Source organism: Liquorilactobacillus aquaticus DSM 21051, from assembly GCF_001436755.1.
GTDB classification, from domain to species: Bacteria; Bacillota; Bacilli; order Lactobacillales; family Lactobacillaceae; genus Liquorilactobacillus; species Liquorilactobacillus aquaticus.
Genome location: NZ_AYZD01000018.1, coordinates 13,460 through 33,791, shown reverse-complemented (window position 1 = coordinate 33,791; position 20,332 = coordinate 13,460). Strand labels below are relative to the sequence as shown.

At 38.5% G+C, this 20,332-nt stretch carries 20 protein-coding genes; 19 read left to right on the top strand and 1 reads right to left on the bottom strand.

Going from position 1 to position 20,332, the window contains the following annotated elements; translation table 11 throughout:
- The first annotated feature begins 15 nt into the window (after window positions 1-15).
- The 19 genes from fabI (at window position 16) to dltD (ending at window position 19,436) form a co-directional block, all read left to right on the top strand.
- Window positions 16-774, top strand: a complete 759-nt coding sequence (gene fabI / locus FC19_RS06855; protein ID WP_057876249.1) for an enoyl-ACP reductase FabI — start codon at window positions 16-18, stop codon at window positions 772-774.
- A 175-nt stretch (window positions 775-949) separates the two neighbouring features.
- Window positions 950-2,410 carry a glucose-6-phosphate dehydrogenase gene (zwf, locus tag FC19_RS06850; RefSeq protein WP_083488397.1) on the top strand — a complete coding sequence of 487 codons (1,461 nt, stop codon included), beginning with the start codon at window positions 950-952 and terminating at the stop codon, window positions 2,408-2,410.
- A gap of 256 nt (window positions 2,411-2,666) precedes the next feature.
- Window positions 2,667-3,755 (top strand): DNA polymerase IV, encoded by a 1,089-nt coding sequence (gene dinB / locus FC19_RS06845; protein ID WP_057876248.1) that lies wholly within the window; start codon window positions 2,667-2,669, stop codon window positions 3,753-3,755.
- A gap of 70 nt (window positions 3,756-3,825) precedes the next feature.
- A complete protein-coding gene (locus FC19_RS06840) occupies window positions 3,826-4,509 on the top strand; it encodes a metal-dependent hydrolase (RefSeq protein ID WP_057876247.1) in 684 nt (227 codons plus the stop codon).
- Between the two features lie 14 nt (window positions 4,510-4,523).
- On the top strand, window positions 4,524-5,486 hold the full coding sequence (locus FC19_RS06835) for a DHH family phosphoesterase (RefSeq protein WP_057876246.1): 963 nt from the start codon (window positions 4,524-4,526) through the stop codon (window positions 5,484-5,486).
- Window positions 5,479-6,804 carry a DEAD/DEAH box helicase gene (locus tag FC19_RS06830; protein ID WP_057876245.1) on the top strand — a complete coding sequence of 442 codons (1,326 nt, stop codon included), beginning with the start codon at window positions 5,479-5,481 and terminating at the stop codon, window positions 6,802-6,804. Before FC19_RS06835 ends, FC19_RS06830 begins: the two co-directional genes overlap by 8 nt.
- Window positions 6,805-7,092: 288 nt before the next feature.
- On the top strand, window positions 7,093-9,741 hold the full coding sequence (gene alaS / locus FC19_RS06825) for an alanine--tRNA ligase (RefSeq protein WP_057876431.1): 2,649 nt from the start codon (window positions 7,093-7,095) through the stop codon (window positions 9,739-9,741).
- Between the two features lie 207 nt (window positions 9,742-9,948).
- Entirely contained in the window at window positions 9,949-10,212 is a 264-nt protein-coding gene (locus FC19_RS06820) for an IreB family regulatory phosphoprotein (RefSeq protein WP_057876244.1), read from the top strand.
- Entirely contained in the window at window positions 10,209-10,649 is a 441-nt protein-coding gene (gene ruvX, locus FC19_RS06815) for a Holliday junction resolvase RuvX (RefSeq protein WP_057876243.1), read from the top strand. The genes FC19_RS06820 and ruvX overlap by 4 nt, the downstream gene beginning before the upstream one ends.
- A gap of 15 nt (window positions 10,650-10,664) precedes the next feature.
- The gene (locus FC19_RS06810) at window positions 10,665-10,952 is read left to right on the top strand and encodes a DUF1292 domain-containing protein (protein ID WP_057876242.1); all 288 of its coding nucleotides are present in this window, start codon (window positions 10,665-10,667) and stop codon (window positions 10,950-10,952) included.
- Between the two features lie 156 nt (window positions 10,953-11,108).
- A complete protein-coding gene (zapA, locus tag FC19_RS06805; RefSeq protein WP_057876241.1) occupies window positions 11,109-11,363 on the top strand; it encodes a cell division protein ZapA in 255 nt (84 codons plus the stop codon).
- 8 nt (window positions 11,364-11,371) lie between these two features.
- Entirely contained in the window at window positions 11,372-11,914 is a 543-nt protein-coding gene (locus FC19_RS06800; RefSeq protein WP_057876240.1) for a CvpA family protein, read from the top strand.
- Window positions 11,915-11,931: 17 nt separating this feature from the next.
- Complete coding sequence (locus FC19_RS06795) at window positions 11,932-14,295, top strand: endonuclease MutS2 (RefSeq protein WP_057876239.1); 2,364 nt, start codon at window positions 11,932-11,934, stop codon at window positions 14,293-14,295.
- Between the two features lie 82 nt (window positions 14,296-14,377).
- The gene (gene trxA / locus FC19_RS06790) at window positions 14,378-14,686 is read left to right on the top strand and encodes a thioredoxin (protein ID WP_057876238.1); all 309 of its coding nucleotides are present in this window, start codon (window positions 14,378-14,380) and stop codon (window positions 14,684-14,686) included.
- A gap of 342 nt (window positions 14,687-15,028) precedes the next feature.
- Entirely contained in the window at window positions 15,029-15,178 is a 150-nt protein-coding gene (locus FC19_RS11340) for a teichoic acid D-Ala incorporation-associated protein DltX (RefSeq protein ID WP_083488396.1), read from the top strand.
- Between the two features lie 17 nt (window positions 15,179-15,195).
- Window positions 15,196-16,719 (top strand): D-alanine--poly(phosphoribitol) ligase subunit DltA, encoded by a 1,524-nt coding sequence (gene dltA / locus FC19_RS06785; protein ID WP_057876237.1) that lies wholly within the window; start codon window positions 15,196-15,198, stop codon window positions 16,717-16,719.
- On the top strand, window positions 16,719-17,927 hold the full coding sequence (gene dltB, locus FC19_RS06780) for a D-alanyl-lipoteichoic acid biosynthesis protein DltB (protein WP_057876236.1): 1,209 nt from the start codon (window positions 16,719-16,721) through the stop codon (window positions 17,925-17,927). Before dltA ends, dltB begins: the two co-directional genes overlap by 1 nt.
- 19 nt (window positions 17,928-17,946) lie before the next feature.
- Entirely contained in the window at window positions 17,947-18,177 is a 231-nt protein-coding gene (gene dltC, locus FC19_RS06775; RefSeq protein ID WP_057735708.1) for a D-alanine--poly(phosphoribitol) ligase subunit DltC, read from the top strand.
- Window positions 18,177-19,436, top strand: coding sequence for a D-alanyl-lipoteichoic acid biosynthesis protein DltD (dltD, locus tag FC19_RS06770; protein WP_057876235.1), 1,260 nt, complete (start codon window positions 18,177-18,179; stop codon window positions 19,434-19,436). The genes dltC and dltD overlap by 1 nt, the downstream gene beginning before the upstream one ends.
- 363 nt (window positions 19,437-19,799) lie before the next feature.
- Here the strand turns inward: dltD and FC19_RS06765 are convergent, their stop codons facing one another.
- Entirely contained in the window at window positions 19,800-20,315 is a 516-nt protein-coding gene (locus FC19_RS06765) for a YslB family protein (RefSeq protein WP_057876234.1), read from the bottom strand.
- Between the last annotated feature and the right edge of the window lie 17 nt (window positions 20,316-20,332).

Sequence of the window (20,332 nt, the reverse complement as noted above, 5' to 3'; positions counted from 1 at the left end):
TGGAGGTTGAAAAGATTGAATAATTTGTTAAGCGGTAAAAAAATTCTGATAATGGGTGCTGCAAATAAACGAAGTATTGCTTGGGGCTGTGCGCAATCAATGATCGACAATGGTGCAGACCTTATTTTTACGTATCAAAATGAACGATTGAAAAAAAGTTTGAATCGTCTAGTTCAAGACGAGAGTCGTCTGGTTGAATGTGATGTTTCTAGTGATGAAAGTATCGAAAAAGCCTTTGCACAAGTAGCTGAGCGTTTTGGCAAAGTAGATGGAATCGTTCATGCGATTGCTTTTGCTAAAAAAGAAGAGCTTGCTGGAGATATCATGAACTCAAGTCGTGAAGGATATGCTTTGGCACAAAATATTTCAGCATATTCATTAATAGCTGTGGCAAAATATGGTATTAAAATATTGAATGATCCTGCCAGTATTGTAACGTTGACTTATTTTGGGTCAGAACGTGCAATCCCTAATTATAACGTAATGGGAGTCGCTAAAGCTGCGCTGGAAGCAAATGTACGCTATCTTGCACGTGATATGGCAAAATATGGTGTTAGGGTAAATGCTATTTCTGCCGGCGCCGTTAAAACACTGGCTGTGACAGGTGTTAAGGATCACGGAGATCTTTTACGTTTGTCGCGTGAGCGAACGGTTGATGGCGAATCAGTAACAACGGACCAAATAGGCGGTGCAGCATCATTCTTAGTGAGTGATCTTTCAACGGGTGTTGTTGGAGATGTTATTTACGTGGATAAGGGTGTTCACTTAATTTAGCCGTTCTTTGTTTCGCTAGAAAAATTAAGAACTTAATAAGTTGTTTAGGTCTTACGTTTTTTCAGCTTCTGCATAAGATTTGAATAATACTCGATACTTGTTAAAACTTTCTTTTACAAGTACACTAGTGTTTATATAGGTGTAAAGATATTAAGTGAAAGTGGTGCAGCTAATTATGGATACAAGACAACAGGCACTCTTTATTATTTTCGGTGGAACAGGGGATCTTGCGAAACGAAAATTATATCCATCATTGTTTGAATTGTATGAGAAGGGTTTTTTAAAAGAAAATTTTGCTGTGATCGGTACAGCACGTCGCCCATGGACGGATGAATATTTTCAAGAAGTTGTTAGGAAATCAGTGACTGTGGAGGGAACTTCCAAAGAAGACGCGGATGAATTTGCACAGCATTTTTATTATCAGTCGCACAATGTCAATGATACAGAGCACTATGTGACTCTGCAGAAGTTGGCACAGCGGCTAGATGAAAAGTACAGTATTGGTGGCAATCGTTTATTTTATTTAGCAATGTCGCCGCGTTTCTTTGGCACGATCGCTGAGCACCTGAAATCGCAGAAGATAGTGACTGATAATGGGTACAATCGTCTCATAATCGAAAAACCATTTGGACATGATCTGCCAAGTGCACGCGAGTTGAATGACTCGATTGGGCGTTATTTTGCGGAAGATTCTGTTTTCAGAATTGATCATTACTTGGGTAAGGAAATGATTCAGAATATCGCTGCAGTTCGCTTTGGGAATAATCTTTTCCGTGCATTATGGAATAATCGTTATATTGATAATATTCAAATTACGTTGAGTGAAGCTTTGGGTGTCGAGGAACGCGCAGGCTACTATGAAACGGCAGGTGCTTTACGCGATATGGTTCAAAATCATATCTTGCAGATCGTTTCATTGCTTACAATGAATATGCCTGCTTCTTTTACAGAAAGTGATATCAGGCGTGAAAAAATATATGCATTAAAAGCACTGCAAGTTTATACACCTGAGCAAGTAGAAGAAAACTTTGTAAGGGCTCAATATGCGGGGACTAGCGGTCTTAAAGGTTATCGGCAAGAAGAACAAATCGCGGATGATTCTAAAACTGAGACTTTTGTAGCTGGCAAGTTGTTTGTTGAGAGCGAGAACTTTTCCGGTGTTCCGATATATATTAGAACAGGGAAACGTCTTGCTAAAAAAACAACGCGCATTGATATTGTCTTCAAAGATGTTCCTAAGAATATTTTTGGTCCTGAAAAACTTGGTAAGAATATTTTGACAATTATTGTAGAACCTGAAGGTGAGATTTACCTGCAGATGAACGTGAAGAAAATCGGACAGAATTTTGGTTTGCAAGTTCAGAAACTGGACTTGTTGCAATCTGAAAATGATGATAGCCCGGTTCCAGAAGCGTATGAAAAATTAATTTTAGATGCATTACGCGGAGATGCAACCAACTTCACACATTGGGAAGAAGTTGCATATTCATGGAAATTTGTCGATGCTATTCGCACTGCTTGGGATAAGAAGGAAGGCCCACTTGTTGAGTATACCAGTGGCTCGATGGGTCCTCACGAAGCGGATGATTTGTTGGCTCATGATGGACACAAGTGGGTGTTTTCCGCGGAAGACTAAACAGAGATAAAAACATATTAAAGTTTAGAAAATTTTTAGCTTCTCGTTAAAATCATAGAAAAATTATAATTAATCTGAATGCTATTTAGAAAAGATGAAATTTTAGGATAACATTTGATTAAATACACTTAAAAATGAGAAAGCTTGTGGCAATGGTCGTTTTGCTGCAAGCTTTCTTTGTGCTTAAAAAATTGAAGACGAACTAACGTTCTGCTATGATTTAAATATCAATAACATATGCAGGGTGGTAATGACCATGAAGTTGAAGCGCAAAATTGTGCATGTCGACATGGATGCTTTTTATGCGTCAATCGAAATGCGTGATCATAAGCAGTATCGAAATCAACCGTTAGTGATTGCTCGTGATCCGCGACATACAGGTGGAAAGGGAGTTGTTACAACAGCCAACTATGTGGCTCGACGCTTTGGAATACATTCAGCTATGAGTGCGCATGAAGCTTATGAACTTTGTCATCAAGCTATTTTTGTGGCTCCAAACTTTGCAAAATACAAGCAGGTATCTAAGGAAATACACGCTATTTTTCATGAATATACTGATAAGGTAGAGCCGATTGCTTTTGACGAAGCTTATCTGGATGTAACTGAGAACAAGAAGAAGATCAATTCTGCTTTGAGGGTAGCACAGTTGATCCAACAAGAAATTTTTGCGAAGACAAAATTAACCTGTTCGACGGGAATATCTTACAATAAGTTTTTAGCAAAGTTAGCTTCGGACTATCATAAACCTGCTGGAGTCACATTAGTGCTTCCTGAAGAAGTGAATTTGTTTCTGGCTGATTTGCCGATCGACAAATTTCGCGGTGTTGGGAAAAAAACAGCACCTAAGATGCATCAATTGGGAATCAATACGGGAAACGATCTTTTTAAGTGGAGCGAAGTAGACCTGATTTCGAAGTTTGGAAAAATGGGTCAGATTCTTTATCAAAGAGTTCGCGGAATTGATGAACGCCCAGTTGAATGGAAGAGAAAACGGAAATCAATTGGAACTGAGCGGACGCTTAACCAGGCATTAAAAAGTTCCGTTGAGGTTGATGATATGCTAAATTTTTTAGCAGAAAAACTTGCTAAAACAGTACAACAAAAACAGAAACACGGAAAAACGCTTGTATTGAAACTCAGGAACAGTCATTTTGAAACAATGACTAAGAGAATAACTTTTGATGATTATTTAGTAAACGATAGGAAAAATTTTGTTTTTTGGGCCAGACAGTTATTTGATCAAATGCAACCTAATGAGATAGATGTCCGCCTACTGGGAATAACATTAACTAACATTGACGAGTTGAGGTTTGAAAACATTAAATTGCCATTATGGAAAGAGTAGCGGCTTTGTAATTACTGGTTTTTATAGGTATACTTGTAATGTAGGTTAGTTAATTTGGGAGGTGTAGTTGATGAAAATAATATGGCACGGCCATGCGGTTATTGAAATCATTACTGAAAATAAAACTGACATTTTGATTGATCCGTTTATTACGGATAATCCATCAACTGATTTGAAAGTTGAAGAATGTCGACCGGATTATATTTTGGTGACACACGCTCATTTTGATCATGTGGGGGATACTGCTGAAATTGCAAAAAGAACAGGAGCACCAATAATTGCAGTTACTGATCTGGCAGGGTACTTTGAAGAAAAAGGACTCAAAGCATATGGCATCAATTTCGGGGGTTCTTTGAAAACTGATTTTGGATCAGTGAAGCTCGTTCCAGCTTGGCATACTGCGGCACTTCCCCAAAGTGGAAATGTTCCGCGTACTTTGGGTGTTGCTGCTGGTTTCGAACTGCATATTGATGATAAAACCTTATACGATGCTGGTGATACAGCATTGTTTTCAGATATGCAACTAATCAATGGCGGAGATGGAGTCGACTTGGCCTTTTTGCCAATCGGCGATTATTTCACAATGGGTCCAGAAGATGCAGTTCGTGCTGCATCATTTGTCAAAGCCAGACATGTATTGCCGATTCACTACAACACTTTTCCACAAATAAAACAAGACGTGGCGGCGTACATTGACAAGCTGACCCTTGGAGTTGGGATAAGAGCTGCCATAGGAAAATCTTTTGAAATTTAAGGAGAACAACTAGGATGTCGATAGAAACAAATATTTTTGAACAGGTAGAAAAATACGAAACGATTATTATTCATCGTCACCAGCGGCCGGACCCTGATGCATACGGGTCACAATGTGGGTTAGCAGCTATTATTCGAAGTAATTTTCCAGGGAAAAAAGTATACCAAGTAGGAGAAAATGTTCATGGACTTGCTTGGATAGCAGAGCAGGAAAAAATTGAAGATGATGTTTATAAAGATGCGCTCGTAATCGTCACAGATACAGCTAATCAACCTCGTATCGATGATAAACGCTATGCAAAAGGAAAGTTTCTGATCAAAATTGATCATCATCCTAATGAAGATCCTTATGGGGATATTTGCTGGGTTAACTCACATGCATCAAGCTGTTCTGAGATGATTATGGACTTGGTGAATGCGGTTGGGGGACAGCTTAGCGTCCCTGACGATGCTGCACGAATGTTATACGCGGGGCTTGTTGGCGATACTGGAAGATTTATGTATGATGCTACAACACCGCATACGATGCGCATTGCTAGTCAGCTGATGGAACATAATTTTGCGGCTGCTGTGATCAACCAAAAACTGGATAGTATCGCACTGCCGGTGGCACGATTAGCAGCCTATGTTTACGAAAATATGACCATTACAAAAAATGGGGCAGCATATATTGTGCTAGCCAGGGAGGTTATGGAGAAGTTCGAAATAAAGGATGCTAGTACAGCTCCAATCGTGCCGTTGCTTGGTAAAATAGTTGAAGTCAAGTGTTGGACGATTCTTGTTCAGCAAAAAGATGGATCCTTTAGATTGCGTATCCGGTCAAAAGGACCAGTTATTAATGAACTTGCTAAGGAGTACGCGGGTGGAGGTCATCCGTTAGCAAGTGGTGCCTTTATGCCTGACGGAGAAAAAATACCAGAATATATTAAAAAGCTGGATGCAATAGCAGCCAGCTATACAGGAGAATCTAATGATTAATTCGTTTAAAGGATTTGGTTTCCAGCCTTTTCTTGAAAAGGCGTTAAACAAAATTCATTTTACAGAACCTACTGAAATTCAAAAAAGACTTATCCCAGTGATAATGAATAATCAAAGTGTTGTTGGACAGTCTCAAACCGGTAGTGGTAAAACACATACTTTTTTGTTGCCTATTATAAACTCAATTGATTTAAGCGATCAAAGTGTGCAGGCAGTTATCACAACCCCGAGTCGTGAGTTGGCATATCAAATTTACGATGCTGCCAAGCAGTTGATTAAGCAAGGTGATCAACCACTTATGGTGCACAATTATGTAGGGGGTACAGATAAGCAGCGTCAAATCGAAAAGCTGCATCATCATCAGCCACAAATCGTGATCGGAACTCCTGGTCGAATACTAGATTTGGTCCGCAGTAATGACTTGGATATTCACAACGCGCACTATATGGTCGTTGATGAAGCCGATATGACTCTTGATCTTGGGTTCCTAAAAGATGTTGACGCTATTGCTTCAACTCTGCCAAAAGATTTGCAAATGCTGGTTTTCTCTGCGACTATTCCAGCTAAACTAAAACCGTTTCTGCGTAAATATATGCAGAACCCTATTATTGAAGTGGTTGAAAATAAGACAGTTATCAGTCCAACAGTCGATAATTGGTTGCTTTCAACTAAGGGACGAGATCGAAACGGGATAATTTACAAGTTATTAACGATGGGGCAGCCGTATTTGGCGCTGATTTTCACTAATACTAAAACTCGTGCGGACGAACTGACAGATTACTTGCGCGCGCAAGGTCTGAAGGTAGCTAAAATACATGGCGATATTCCCCCTAGACAGAGAAAACGTGTGATGCGGGAAGTTCAAAACCTCGAATATCAATTTGTAGTTGCTACTGATTTAGCTGCAAGGGGGATCGATATTGAAGGTATTTCACATGTGATCAATGATGATCTGCCAGATGATCTTGAATTTTTCATCCATCGTGTTGGGCGAACGGGACGCAACGGTATGTCTGGAATTGCGATAACTCTTTATACACCAAATGATGATGCAAAAATTTCTGAGCTTGAACAGATGGGCGTGAAATTTAAGCCCAAAGTATTCAAAGATGGGGAAATTGTTGACTCATATGATCGAGATCGACGTCAAAAACGCAAGGTCAAAAAAGAACAGCTTGACGTGAATTTGATTGGATTGGTGAAAAAAGAACGCAAAAAACGTAAACCTGGATACAAAAACAAGATTAAACGGGCAATCAAGCGCAAAGAACAGCAAGATCGAAAAATTTCACGCAGGCAGAACAAACGTGGAGAATAGTTTCTTGTGTGATTGACATTTCGGTTCATTTTGGATATACTTTGGGAGAATTCAGGACATATTTGAAAACTGTGTTATTTGAAGAGAAGACCCGATTTGGTGCAAGGGTTAATAGCTGGTTATTCAGGTGCTCCCTGCGAAGAATAAAACAAACGTCACTCAACGTTATCGAGTTTAAAGAGGTAAACGACAACATCGTTGCAAGTAAGGTGGTACCGCGCAGAAAGCGTCCTTACTCGCAACGGTGTTTTTATGTTTTTTGATAAGAGAAAGGGTGTAATTTTAAGAATGAAAGAGCTATCAAGTTCACAAATCAGACAAATGTATTTAGATTTTTTCAAAGAAAAAGGACATGAAGTCATGCCCAGTGCTTCGCTGATTCCGCATGATGATCCGACTTTGTTATGGATCAATTCTGGAGTTGCGACGATGAAAAAATTTTTTGATGGAAGTGTTGTACCAAAGAATCCGCGTATTACAAGTTCACAAAAAAGTATACGGACTAATGATATCGAAAATGTGGGACATACAGCACGCCACCATACATTGTTTGAGATGCTAGGAAACTTTTCTGTAGGTGACTATTTTAAAGAAGAAGCTATCTCGTGGGCTTGGGAATTACTGACAAGTCCAGAATGGTTCGCAATGGATAAGGAACGTTTGTACGTAACTGTTTATCCTAAGGATACTACGGCCAAGCGTATCTGGAACGAGGTTGCTGGTGTACCGAAGGACCATATCTATGAAGTTGAGGATAATTTTTGGGACATTGGTCAAGGCCCCAGTGGTCCGGACTCAGAAATTTTTTATGATCGTGGTCAAAAATTTAACAATCTGGCAGAAGACGATCCAGAAAATTATCCTGGTGGAGAAAATGAACGTTATTTAGAGATTTGGAATATTGTCTTTTCTGAATTCAATCATAAACCGGATGGAACTTATGAACCACTTCCACATAAGAATATTGATACGGGCATGGGACTAGAACGTGTGGTTTCGGTTTTTCAGAATGCTCCAACTAACTTTGAGACCGATCTTTTCTTGCCGATTATTAAACAAACCGAAGATTTCAGTGATGGGAAAAAATATGGTCAGGTAAAAGAGAATGATGTATCTTTTAAAGTCATTGCGGACCATATCAGAGCTGTTACTTTTGCGATTGGAGATGGGGCAATTCCTTCTAACGAGGGAAGAGGTTATGTTATTCGGCGTTTAATCAGAAGAGCTGTGATGCACGGTCAAAAATTAGGAATAGAACAAGCTTTTCTATATAAACTGGTACCCGTTGTCGGGCAAATTATGCAGTCACATTATCCTGAAGTGCTTGAACAAGCTGACTACATTGCTAAAATTGTTCGAAGCGAGGAAGATCGCTTTAACGAGACCTTGAAAGATGGGCTTGAATTACTTAATGAAATGATTACAGAAGCTAAGGATAAAGAAAACAAGCAGTTATCAGGCAAAACAGCGTTTAAACTGTATGATACGTATGGATTTCCAATTGAATTAACCAAAGAATATGCGAATGATCAAGGGATGACAATCGATCAAGCTGGTTTTGATAAAGAAATGGAACAGCAAAAGGAACGAGCTCGTGCAGCTCGTGGCAATGCCAAGTCAATGGGTGTACAGAAGGGACTCTTAACAGATATCAAAACCGAAAGCAGCTATATCGGCTATGATTGTCTAAAGTCTAACGGAATACTGAAGGACATTATTTTTGAAGACAAGATTGTTGATAGAGTGGAAAAAGGATCTGCTCAGCTAATTTTTGATCAGACACCATTTTATGCCGAGATGGGTGGACAGGTTGGAGATACTGGAATTATCCAAGACAAGCAGGGAACAACTGTTGCCGAAGTAACAGATGTTCAGCATGCCCCTAATGGTCAGAATATGCATACTGTGAAGGTATTATTTCCTTTGAGTAAGGAAAAAGAATATATCCTTCAGGTGAATAAGCAGCTGCATGATAAGACACGTAAAAATCATACAGCGACACATTTATTGGATCAAGCACTCCGTGATGTTTTGGGTTCACACACACATCAGGCTGGTTCCTTAGTGGAACCCGATTATTTGCGTTTTGATTTTACTAATCTGGGCGCGGTAACAAAAGAAGATTTGGCAAAAATTGAGAGAATTGTTAATGAAAAAATTTGGGAAAATATTCCTGTCGAGACAGTTGAAACAGATTTTGAGTCAGCTAAAAAGCTTGGTGCAATTGCACTTTTCACAGAAAAATATGGTGATGTTGTCCGTGTTGTGAAAGTCGGTGATTACTCGATTGAGTTGTGTGGTGGAAATCATGTTGATAATACTAATGAATTAGGTTTATTTAAAATTACTTCTGAATCTGGTGTCGGTGCAGGTGTCAGACGAATTGAAGCAGTAACCTCGAAGGAGGCATATGAATTCCTTGAAAAACACAATCAATTGCTTGAAGACATCAGTGCACAACTAAAAGTTGCTCAGTTGAAGGAAATACCGCATAAATTAGATCAGTATCAGGCTGAAATAAAAGAGCTGGAGCAGCAAAAACAGGCATTAGAAGACAAATTTGCACAGCAACAAGCTGGTTCAATCTTTAAGAAAGTTGAACAGATTAAAGGTAAAACATTGATCAAAGCTCAAGTCAAAGTTTCAGGTATGGCTCAGTTGCGACAATTAGCTGATCAATGGAAATCGCAGAAGTATTCAGATATACTGGTGCTTGCAACTGTAACAGAAGATGGGAAGGTCAATCTGATTACAGCAGCTAGTGATGAAGCAGTCAAGGCTGGTTTGAAGGCGGGAGAGCTTATCAAAGCTATTGCTCCTTCTGTAGGTGGCGGTGGCGGCGGTCGTCCTGACTTGGCTCAGGCTGGTGGGAAAAAACCAGCTGGAATTCCTGACGCATTAAATGCAGCCAGCAAGTGGTTGGAACAAATGGCTTAAGCGTTGATTTTTTATTTTTCACAATTGTAAATGCGTATTTTAATATGGCTTGGAGGACAGTTTCTCTTAAGCCATATTTGTTTACTAGCGAAATTCCATTTGACAGTTGTGTTACGGAAAGATTACAAGCATGTGTTTTGATTGTGACAATCTTTTTTCTCTAGTAGAATGAAACTAGGAATTGTTATGCATGCGGAGGTGCTTGCGATGAGTTCATTAGATAAGACAATGTATTTTGATTTTGAAGACGGTCGCCGTAAAGGTGTACATGAGACTTTAGATACTGTATACAAGGCATTGGAGGAAAAAGGATATAACCCTATCAATCAGATTGTAGGATATTTGCTGTCTGGGGATCCTGCCTATATTCCTCGTTTGAATGATGCTCGCAACTTAATCCGAAAACATGAACGTGATGAAATAGTTGAGGAATTGGTTCGCTCATACCTCGACAAGGGGGAAAATAAGTGACGCGGTTAATGGGCTTAGATGTGGGTTCAAAAACAGTTGGGGTTGCTATTAGTGATCCATTGGGCTGGACAGCTCAAGGTATTGAAATTGTTGCGATCAATGAAGATGAAAAAGAGTTTGGAATTGAACGGATCAAGGAATTGGTTAAGAAGTACGAGGTAAAAGGTTTTGTGTTAGGCTTACCTAAAAATATGAACAATACTTCTGGGCCGAGGGTAGATGCTTCGCGTAATTATGGTTCTCTGCTTGAGAAAACATTTGCACTTCCTGTAGATTATCAGGATGAAAGGCTGACAACAGTTGAAGCCGAACGAATGTTGGTGGAACAAGCTGATACGTCAAGAAAAAAACGAAAAAAAGTCATTGACAAGCTAGCAGCAGGTTTGATTTTACAGAACTACTTGGATCGTAAAGGACCTTTGCTTAGAAATAACTAGAAATGAGGAATATCCATGGACGAAAAAGATAATTTGATTACGCTCGTAGATGAGAAGGGAAATGAAACGTTATACAAAATTTTGTTTACCTTTGAATCCGATGATTATGGAAAATCGTATATCTTACTTATTCCTGCTGATTCACAACCGGAAGAACAAGTAGATGTGCTTGCATTTTCCTTTGATCCAGATGAAAATGGTGAAGCAAACGACGCTGACTTGCATGATATCGAAAGCGATGAAGAGTGGGAAATGGTTGAAGGAGTTCTTGATACCTTCCTTAACGATGAAAAAATGCAATAGCCTCAATTAGAGGTAGAGGATAGAGTCTATCTTAATTAAGACTCTATTTTTTTATTATGAAAAAATTATACAGAGGTGCGGCAAACACTGGTTTTGTCCCCTCATTATTTATGCTAAAATTAGTTAGTGTATTCTGAATTGAAGGAGGTCAATAAAATGTCTGAGGGAAAGAGACGTTTTAAAGCCCATATCGATGGTAAAGACTACATTATTATCGGCGAAAGCAGTACCGAACATATGGAGACCGTTGTAAAATTAGTCGATCAGCAACTTCAGGAAATCAATAATTTGTTACCGAATCTAAGTAAAGAAAGGGCAGCAATCTTATTAGCCATTAATGCCGTCTCTGATCAGATATACAAACAAGAAGAATTGGATCGGTTAAAACAGGAAAGTGATGACAACGAGTAGGTGAAGCGATGTTTATATCTTTATTAATAATCGTAGTGTTATTTTTCTCATATTTAAAAGGTGCTAGGCGAGGTTTTCTTTTAACTTTAATGAATCTTGTTGGTGTTGTTATCTTATTTATAGTTGCAAATAAATACGCGGATACAGTGAGTGCTTGGATTGAAAGTTTTGTTGCATTCTTTACGACAAATACTTCATGGAGTGAGGCGGGAAACTCTACCTTGTCAGGGAGTACGTTGTTTTATCATGGAATTGCGTACTGGTTGATTATTATTTTGGGAGGAGTTATTTTCGGTTCAATTGCACGCAAATTGAATATACTAACCCGCATTCCGGTTGTCAGTCAAATTAATGCCTTAGCAGGAGGATTACTTTCGTTAGTAATTGCTTACCTGCTTATCTTTGCCACTTTGTTGATTTTAGTTGGTTGGCCGACTGCGAATGTCAGTCGAAATGTTAAAAAATCACCTGTCGCAATGTTTATTTTAAAAGAAACACCGGTTGTTTCTCAGAATTTATATCAGAAGTACCTGCAGCAATCAAATGAATAAAAAGGGGGGTGCAAAAGGTGAACGAAAAAGCATTAGAGGTGCTGGAATATAATAAAGTAATCAAAAAATTATTTCAGTTCATCGTAACTCCTATGGGGGAAAAAAAAGTACGGAATTTGCGGCCAAGCAGTGATCTTGCTGAGATTAAGGAAGCCTTAGCTCAAACTAAGGATGGAGCTGATATTCTACGACTCAAAGGGGGAATTCCGCTTCCTAAGTTGCATAACATTCAGCCATATTTAAAGAGGCTGGATATTGGAGCATCATTGAATGGGAAAGAACTGGCCGCTATTGGCCGTGTCTTACGTGCAACCAATGAGGTTAGACGTTTTTTTATTGCTTTAGATGATGAAAAGATCGAATTAGAAGAGCTGTACGAAATAACAGACAATCTACAGGTTTTGCCTGAAATAAACAAACGGCTGTTGGAAGCTGTAGAAGTAGATGGCCACGTTACTGATGAAGCATCAAGCCTTTTACGCAGTGTCCGAAAGGCAATCACAACGACGGAGAATCAATTACGCGATCGCTTATCCGCTTTTATCCATGGCAATTCTGCGAAGTATCTGAGTGATGCAGTAATCACTATTAGAAATGATCGCTATGTTATCCCTGTAAAACAGGAGTATCGAAATCATTTTGGTGGAGTTGTTCATGATCAAAGTTCATCAGGACAAACTTTGTTTATTGAACCGAAGGCAATTGTTGAATTAAATAATCGCTTGAAACAGCAGCAATTGCAGGAAAAAGAAGAAATAAGGCGTATTTTACAGGAGCTGTCTGAATTGATTGCGCCTTATACATTGGAATTGGCGAACAATGCTGATATTTTAGGCACTTTTGATTTTGTCAATGCTAAGGCTAAGTATGCGGCGTCTATTAAAGCAACAGAGCCGCGACTATCTGTCGAAAATGATATTTACTTGAGGCAAGTCTGGCATCCATTGTTGAACATGCAAGAAGCTGTGCGCAACGATATTATGCTGGGAAAAGATTACCAAGCTGTCGTAATTACCGGACCCAATACAGGTGGAAAAACGATAACTTTAAAAACGCTTGGACTTATTCAGATGATGGGACAATCAGGATTGTTTATTCCGGCTTTTGAAGCTAGCCGAATTGGGATCTTCAAGGAAATTTTTGCCGATATTGGTGATGAACAATCGATTGAACAGAATCTTAGTACTTTTTCATCGCATATGACCAATATCGTTTCTATTCTCAAAAACATTGATAAGCACTCATTAGTCCTTTTTGATGAACTGGGTGCTGGAACTGATCCGCAAGAAGGTGCGGCTTTAGCAATCGCAATTCTGGATGCGGTAGGCGCGAGCGGAAGCTATGTTCTTGCAACAACGCATTATCCTGAATTAAAGGCATACGGTTTTGATCGTCCGCAGACGATCAATGCTAGTATGGAATTCGATATCGATACGTTACAGCCAACGTATCGGTTGTTAATTGGAATTCCTGGAAGAAGTAATGCACTCGACATCTCAAAAAGACTCGGTTTAGATAAGCAGATAATCAACCAAGCACGTCAGCTGACTCGCAGTGACAGTCAGGATTTGAATAATATGATCCAAGATTTGGTTCAAAAACGGCGTATGGCAGAAGAAGAACATATCGGTTTGCAAAAGAACCTGCGTGCAGCGGAGAAGCTACATGTTGATTTGGAACAAAAATATCAAAAATTTAACAATAATCGTGATGATCTGCTTGAGAAGGCTAAAATGAAAGCTAATCAGATTGTAGAGACTGCTAGTCAGGAATCCGATAAACTAATTAGTGAGTTGCGACGTATGCGTTTGAATGCTGGTACGCAAGTTAAAGAAAATGAGCTGATCGATGCTAAAACAAAAATGAATCGTTTACATCAACCAACGAATTTGCGTAAAAATAAAGTTTTACAAAAAGCAAAAAGACAACAAGAGTTTCACCCTAACGATGACGTTATGGTAAAGTCTTATGGTCAGCAGGGTGTTTTGCTTCAAAAATTCAGCAAAAATGAATGGGAAGTCCAACTTGGAATATTAAAAATGAAAATCAATGAAAACGATTTGGAGAAGATTAAGGTTAAGGATAACAACCTTGGAAAAAGTGGGCGTCCAACTATTAAAACAGCAAGACAATCACATGTATCACCTAACCTTGATTTGCGTGGTCAACGTTATGAGGAAGCGATGACTAATGTTGATCGTTATATGGATGCAGCGATTTTGGCGGGTTATGCTTCAGTAACGATCGTTCACGGCAAGGGGACAGGTGCGTTGCGGCAAGGAATCACTAATTACCTAACGCAAAATCGAAGTGTGAAAAGCTTTAAGTTCGCATCTCCGAATGCGGGAGGAAACGGAGCAACGGTTGTTTATTTCAAATAAAAAATGCTAAGCAGATAAATTGTTTTTTTATATTCTTCTGTTATGATTTACTTACAAAAAGAAAGCTAGGGGGCATTTAAGAATGAAAGAATTGACAGATAAAACATTTGAGAGTGAAACGAGTACTGGTGTGACTTTAACTGATTTTTGGGCAACTTGGTGTGGACCTTGCAGGATGCAATCGCCAGTTATTGAACAGCTTGATGAAGAAATAGGTGATAAGGTATCCTTCAGCAAAGTTGATGTTGATCAAAATACGGAAGTGGCAAGCAAATTTGGTATCATGAGCATTCCGACACTGCTTATCAAAAAGGATGGAGCAGTGGTTGATACTTTAGTTGGGTACCACGCTAAGGAACAAATTCAAGCAAAATTAGAACAATACATCTAATTTTTTATTAGATAAATTTAATGAAAAAGAGCTTTCTGAAAACAAGATGATGCTGTCGCCTGATAAGGGTGTATCTCCGTCGATCTTTGTTCGGAAGGCTTTTTGTTTGGTTATTTTAATTTGTTTTTGTAACTTTAAGAGGGTTAATAATTGGTTTTATTAAGTTGTTTTAATCTTATTTTCAATAATCTTTACAAAGTTTTATAAAAATTATGGTTGTAAATATTTCATTTTCGTGACATTCTAGATAGTAAGTACTCTATAATTTAGTTGCTTTTTTAGAATTTTAGGATAAATTCAAAAAACTAAAGAGAAGTTTATGATGTTGGGAGGCATAATTCTATGAACAAAAAGCAGGCCCCTCTGATCAAAAATGAAGTTTTGCGTTTTGTTTTGCGAACGGCGCTGTATTTTGTGATCATGCTAGTTTTAGTATATTTATACAACTATAGTGGGATTAACGGGCCGCATTTTATTTACAACGAGTTTTAGCCAGGGAGAGATAACGAATGAAAAAGAGTATCATTGAAAAAATTGATGGATATGCCACGACTGCACCTAGCAGTATTGCATACGAATACTTGGGAAAGACTAATACCTATAAAGAGTTAAAAGAGTATTCAGATGCATTGGCAACTTATATCGATTCAATGGGATTAGCTGAGAAAACACCAATTATTGTTTATGGTGGGCAAACCTTTGAAATGGCAGCAACTTTTCTAGGGATTGTCAAATCAGGGCATGCTTACATACCGGTAGACACGAATTCTCCAGGAGAACGCTTGACAATAATTAACGAAATTGCCAAACCAGCAGCATGTATTGCTGTCGAGAAACTGCCTCTGTCATTAGCTGGTATACCTGTGATCGGACCTGAAAAATTAAAAACGATTTTCAGCAAGCCTGTTGAAAAACCTTCCAAGGATAAATGGGTTGCAGGCGACGATGTTTTTTATATTATTTTCACCTCCGGAACGACAGGTGTTCCTAAGGGCGTTCAGATCAGTCATGACAATTTGGCGAGCTTCATAGATTGGATGCAGAGTGATTTTGGGATCGAAAGTAAGCAAACTTTCTTATCTCAACCTCCATATTCCTTTGATTTGTCGGTAATGGATCTGTATCCGACTTTAACACGTGGTGGCAGATTAGTAGCCTTACCAAAGTCGGTTACCGATAATTTCAAGGAACTTTTTGCGGTGTTACCAACTTTAAATCTGAATGTGTGGGTTTCAACACCATCGTTTATTGATATCTGTTTGTTGGAACCGCACTTTGATGAAGAACATTATCCAAGTCTATCGCATTTTCTATTTTGTGGAGAAGAACTTACGCATAAGACTGCGGCTACTCTGCATGCACGTTTTCCGCACGCACACATTTTTAACACATATGGACCAACGGAAACAACTGTTGCTGTCAGTCAGGTCGAGATTACGAGTCAAGTGCTAGCAGATTATAAGCGCCTGCCTATTGGAATCGCTAAAAGTGACACTACAATTCGAGTAGTGGATGATCAGCTGCAGGATGTTCAAGAGGGACAAGACGGCGAAATCATTATTAGCGGGCCGAGCGTTTCTAAAGGTTATTTGAATAATCCTGAAAAAACTAAGCAGGCATTTATCGATCTGAACGGTCGAATAGCCTATCGAACTGGTGATTTGGGCCAGCTTGACAGTCAAGGTCAGTTGTTGTACAAGGGGCGAATCGATTTTCAAGTTAAGTTACATGGCTTCCGTATCGAATTAGAGGAAGTTGATCATCATTTGGATCAGGTTTCTTTGATTTCTCAAGCTACAACGGTTCCTAAGTACGGTAAGGATCATAAAGTAAGTCAATTGATTGCGTACGTTACGGCTAAGAAAAATAATTTTACGAGCAATTTTGAATTGACGAAAGCAATCAAGCAAGAATTAAAAAATCTAATGATGCCTTATATGATGCCGCAAAGATTTGTTTATCTTGATACTCTGCCATTAACACCTAATGGTAAAGTCGACCGTAAATGTTTGATCAAAGAGGTCAATAAATAATGCCAAATATTCAACCTTATCAAAATCCAACGTACTTTTTAATTTTAGGTGTAGCATTATTACCGATTATGATCGGTATGTTGTTTGGAAAAAAGTTACATTGGTATCAAACATTGATTTCTTTTGCATTTCTAGTATTGACTTTCGGTGGAGTAAAGTGGGAACAGGGAATTGCACTGATCGGTTATATTGTTTTTGAAGTTTGTTTAATAGGTTTGTATCATTTGTATCGTAAAAAGAAAAATGCTACATGGGTTTTTTGTTCAGCGGTTATTCTAGCGATTATTCCGCTGGTAATTGTAAAAGTTACGCCGGCATTTGAAAATGGGCAGGTGGCTTTGATCGGTTTTTTGGGTATAAGTTATCTGACATTTAAAGTCGTTCAAATGATAATGGAGATTCGCGATGGAATCATCAAAGAATTTAAACCGTGGCTCGTACTTCAATTCCTGTTATTTTTCCCGACGATTTCTTCGGGCCCAATAGATCGCTATCGACGCTTCGTTAAAGATTATAATAAGATCGTTACGCGTGATAAGTATTTAAATCTGCTGGACAAAGCAGTTTGGTATATTTTCTTGGGCTTTTTGTATAAGTTTATCCTAGCTTATTACTTTGGCTCAAGACTTCAACCAATGGTTGCGCAATTGGCTCTCAGTCATGGTGGTATGTCATGGTGGGTCGTAGCGTATACTTATGTATACTCGATGCACCTGTTCTTCGATTTTGCTGGGTACAGTTTGTTTGCCGTGGGGATAAGTTACATCATGGGAATTGAAACACCGATGAACTTCAATCGGCCATTCAAAGCTCATAATATCAAGGATTTCTGGAATAGATGGCATATGACTTTGTCATTTTGGTTCCGTGATTATATCTACATGCGGCTTGTTTTCTTCATAATGAAAAATAAGCTAATTAAGAGCCGGATAACAATTGCCAATTTAGGTTACTTGACATTATTTCTGATTATGGGCTTTTGGCATGGGGTAACGTGGTACTATATTGTGTATGGTCTTTTCCATGCTTGTGCGATCATTTTGTGCGATGCATGGCTCAGATTTAAGAAAAAACATCAAGCACGTATTCCAAGTAATAAGTTTACCGAAGGCCTTGCAATTTTTATAACTTTCAACACAGTTTGCTTTAGTTTTTTGATTTTCTCAGGTTTTCTGAATGTATTATTTTTCCACGGTACTTTAAATTAATATAAAGGGGATATTTAAAATGAAGGATCAAGTTATTGAAATTTTACAGAACTTAACAGGAAGCGATGAAGTTGGTAAAGATTTGGATGTTAATTTATTTGAGTCAGGTTTGTTAGATTCGATGGGAACAGTTCAGCTCTTATTAGAATTACAATCTCAATGCGGCATCGATGTACCGGTTTCTGAATTTGAACGTAGTGAATGGGATACGCCTAATAAAATAATTGCGAAAGTTGAAAATATGCAGTAATGAATGTTTTCAAGAAATTATTCAAAATATTTGGACCGGTATTAATCGCGGCGCTTCTTTTGTTTATATTTCTCATCTCCCCATTCGGTGTTAAAAATATATCGCAAACAACGATTCAGAAAGCGGCCCTTTCACAGTCACCCAATGTTTTTAAAGGGACTGCTGTGAAAGAGGCAGCTATGTCGCAAAACTATGTTCCATTCTTTGGATCATCTGAGTTGTCCCGCATGGATGCATTACATCCGTCGGTTCTGGCGCAAAAATACCATCGAGATTATCGGCCTTTTCTTCTAGGATCGCCTGGAACGCAATCATTGACACATTATTGGGGGATGCAGGGCATCAGAAAGCAGCTTACAAATAAGAAAGCTGTTTTCATCATCTCTCCGCAGTGGTTTGTGAAAAAGGGCGTTGATCCCAATGCTTTTAGTTTTTACTATTCAAATCTTGAAACGGTTGAATGGCTGCGACAGGCAGGTAACACGCGCATGGATCGGTACGCGGCTTCGCGTTTGCTGACTATGCCTTCCGCTAGCTCATCAGAAACGCTTGAAAAGTGTATCTTAAAAGTAGCGGCTGGGCAGCAACTAAGCTCGACTGAAAAAACATATTTGGATTTAAAATATAACATGTTGAAGCATGAAGATCAGATGTTCTCGATGCTCACATTGAAGGACAAAAGATCTTTGATCGAGACAGGTGAAAAGCAACTGCCAGATACCTATAATACTGCTAAGTTAAACAAGATTGCAGAAAATTTAGGTAAAGCGAATACGACTAACAATCGCTTCAATGTTGATAATAATTTTTGGAATAAAAGGTTAAAAAAGAGTTATCAGAAGTTAAGGAATGAGCAGAGTAACTTTAGTTATATTAAATCTGTTGAATATTCAGATTTCGAGCTTGTGCTTAATCAATTTGCAAAACAAAATACTAATGTTCTCTTTATAATTCCACCTATTAATCAAAAGTGGGCTGATTACACAGGTTTGTCGATGAACATGATACATCAGTTTAATCGAAAGATTAAATATCAGTTGAACTCGCAGGGGTTTAATAACGTGGTCGATCTAAGTGATGATGGTTCTTCACCTTATTTTATGCAGGATACGATTCACCTAGGGTGGAAGGGCTGGCTTAAAGTTGACCAGTATGTTAATCCGTTTTTGAGTAAAAAACAAAAGGCTCCAAATTATAAGATCAATAATTATTTCTACACAAAGAATTGGCAGCAAAAAGAAAATATTTCGTTAGATTAACGAAATACGTTAATTCATATAATACAAGCTTAAAACAAATGGATGGGTCAAATTATGATTGTTGACCCAGCCATTTGTTTTCTTTTTTTATGAATTTGATAGTGATCCTGCACAAAAGGAATACTTATCTTTGCAGCTGTATTTTGCAGTGATTGGTCTCAAATAGCTGTTTTACGAGAGACTGTTAGCAAGAAGCGCAAATTAAGACTTAATGAAACTCGAAAAAACGAGCTAGACCAAAGTATTTTTGGCCTAGCTCGTTGTATTGTTCAAAAGATCCATATTAACGTGTTTAAAAGGTATGCTTATCTCTTAAAACATCAATCTTTTCTCAGATCCTATGTATTAAAATTAAAATAATTACTAATCTTTCTCAGATTCTTCTTGGGGCGTGTCAGTCAGGTGAAATGGTTCTTGCTCGGGAACAAGGTTAGGATCTATTGGATCATTCGGGTCTAGCTGATTAAGAAAAGTCACAGCATTTTTGCGCTTGTCGATATCTTTGATAATCGTTTCAGAAATAAAGCCGCGTTGATTTTGAATAGTTTCAGCGATGAAGCCTGCCTCAAGTAGAAAATCTGCTTTGGGGGTTCTTTTAATCCGCTGTGTGACGATTGCACCGTCGAGTTTAAAGATTTGCTGCTTCTTATCGTTTTTTATTTTCTTCAAGTCGCCCCAATTTGCTTGTTTGAAAAATAAAGGAAGATCTGTCTCGGTGGTTAAAAGAAATTCGCGTGCCAGTTTTTTTCCTGACCAGTATAAAATATTAGCATTATCGCCAATTAGATCTGGAAGCAAGGCATCACGTATAAGTGCGTATCCAAACAGCGTTGTATGTTCATTATTATTGAGCAATTCGTGGAAAAGTTTAACATCCATGGCTAGTCTCCTCTGTT

Excerpts from the sequence above, each read along its gene's own strand:
- zapA (WP_057876241.1), top strand. The coding sequence starts at position 11,109 with ATGTCTGAGGGAAAGAGACGTTTTAAAGCCCATATCGATGGTAAAGAC.
- FC19_RS06765 (WP_057876234.1), bottom strand. The coding sequence starts at position 20,315 with ATGGATGTTAAACTTTTCCACGAATTGCTCAATAATAATGAACATACA.
- FC19_RS11340 (WP_083488396.1), top strand. The coding sequence starts at position 15,029 with ATGAACAAAAAGCAGGCCCCTCTGATCAAAAATGAAGTTTTGCGTTTT.
- dltB (WP_057876236.1), top strand. The coding sequence starts at position 16,719 with ATGCCAAATATTCAACCTTATCAAAATCCAACGTACTTTTTAATTTTA.
- FC19_RS06840 (WP_057876247.1), top strand. The coding sequence starts at position 3,826 with ATGAAAATAATATGGCACGGCCATGCGGTTATTGAAATCATTACTGAA.
- dltD (WP_057876235.1), top strand. The coding sequence starts at position 18,177 with ATGAATGTTTTCAAGAAATTATTCAAAATATTTGGACCGGTATTAATC.
- zwf (WP_083488397.1), top strand. The coding sequence starts at position 950 with ATGGATACAAGACAACAGGCACTCTTTATTATTTTCGGTGGAACAGGG.
- FC19_RS06810 (WP_057876242.1), top strand. The coding sequence starts at position 10,665 with ATGGACGAAAAAGATAATTTGATTACGCTCGTAGATGAGAAGGGAAAT.
- FC19_RS06835 (WP_057876246.1), top strand. The coding sequence starts at position 4,524 with ATGTCGATAGAAACAAATATTTTTGAACAGGTAGAAAAATACGAAACG.
- FC19_RS06800 (WP_057876240.1), top strand. The coding sequence starts at position 11,372 with ATGTTTATATCTTTATTAATAATCGTAGTGTTATTTTTCTCATATTTA.
- FC19_RS06830 (WP_057876245.1), top strand. The coding sequence starts at position 5,479 with ATGATTAATTCGTTTAAAGGATTTGGTTTCCAGCCTTTTCTTGAAAAG.
- FC19_RS06820 (WP_057876244.1), top strand. The coding sequence starts at position 9,949 with ATGAGTTCATTAGATAAGACAATGTATTTTGATTTTGAAGACGGTCGC.
- dltA (WP_057876237.1), top strand. The coding sequence starts at position 15,196 with ATGAAAAAGAGTATCATTGAAAAAATTGATGGATATGCCACGACTGCA.
- dinB (WP_057876248.1), top strand. The coding sequence starts at position 2,667 with ATGAAGTTGAAGCGCAAAATTGTGCATGTCGACATGGATGCTTTTTAT.
- dltC (WP_057735708.1), top strand. The coding sequence starts at position 17,947 with ATGAAGGATCAAGTTATTGAAATTTTACAGAACTTAACAGGAAGCGAT.
- trxA (WP_057876238.1), top strand. The coding sequence starts at position 14,378 with ATGAAAGAATTGACAGATAAAACATTTGAGAGTGAAACGAGTACTGGT.
- alaS (WP_057876431.1), top strand. The coding sequence starts at position 7,093 with ATGAAAGAGCTATCAAGTTCACAAATCAGACAAATGTATTTAGATTTT.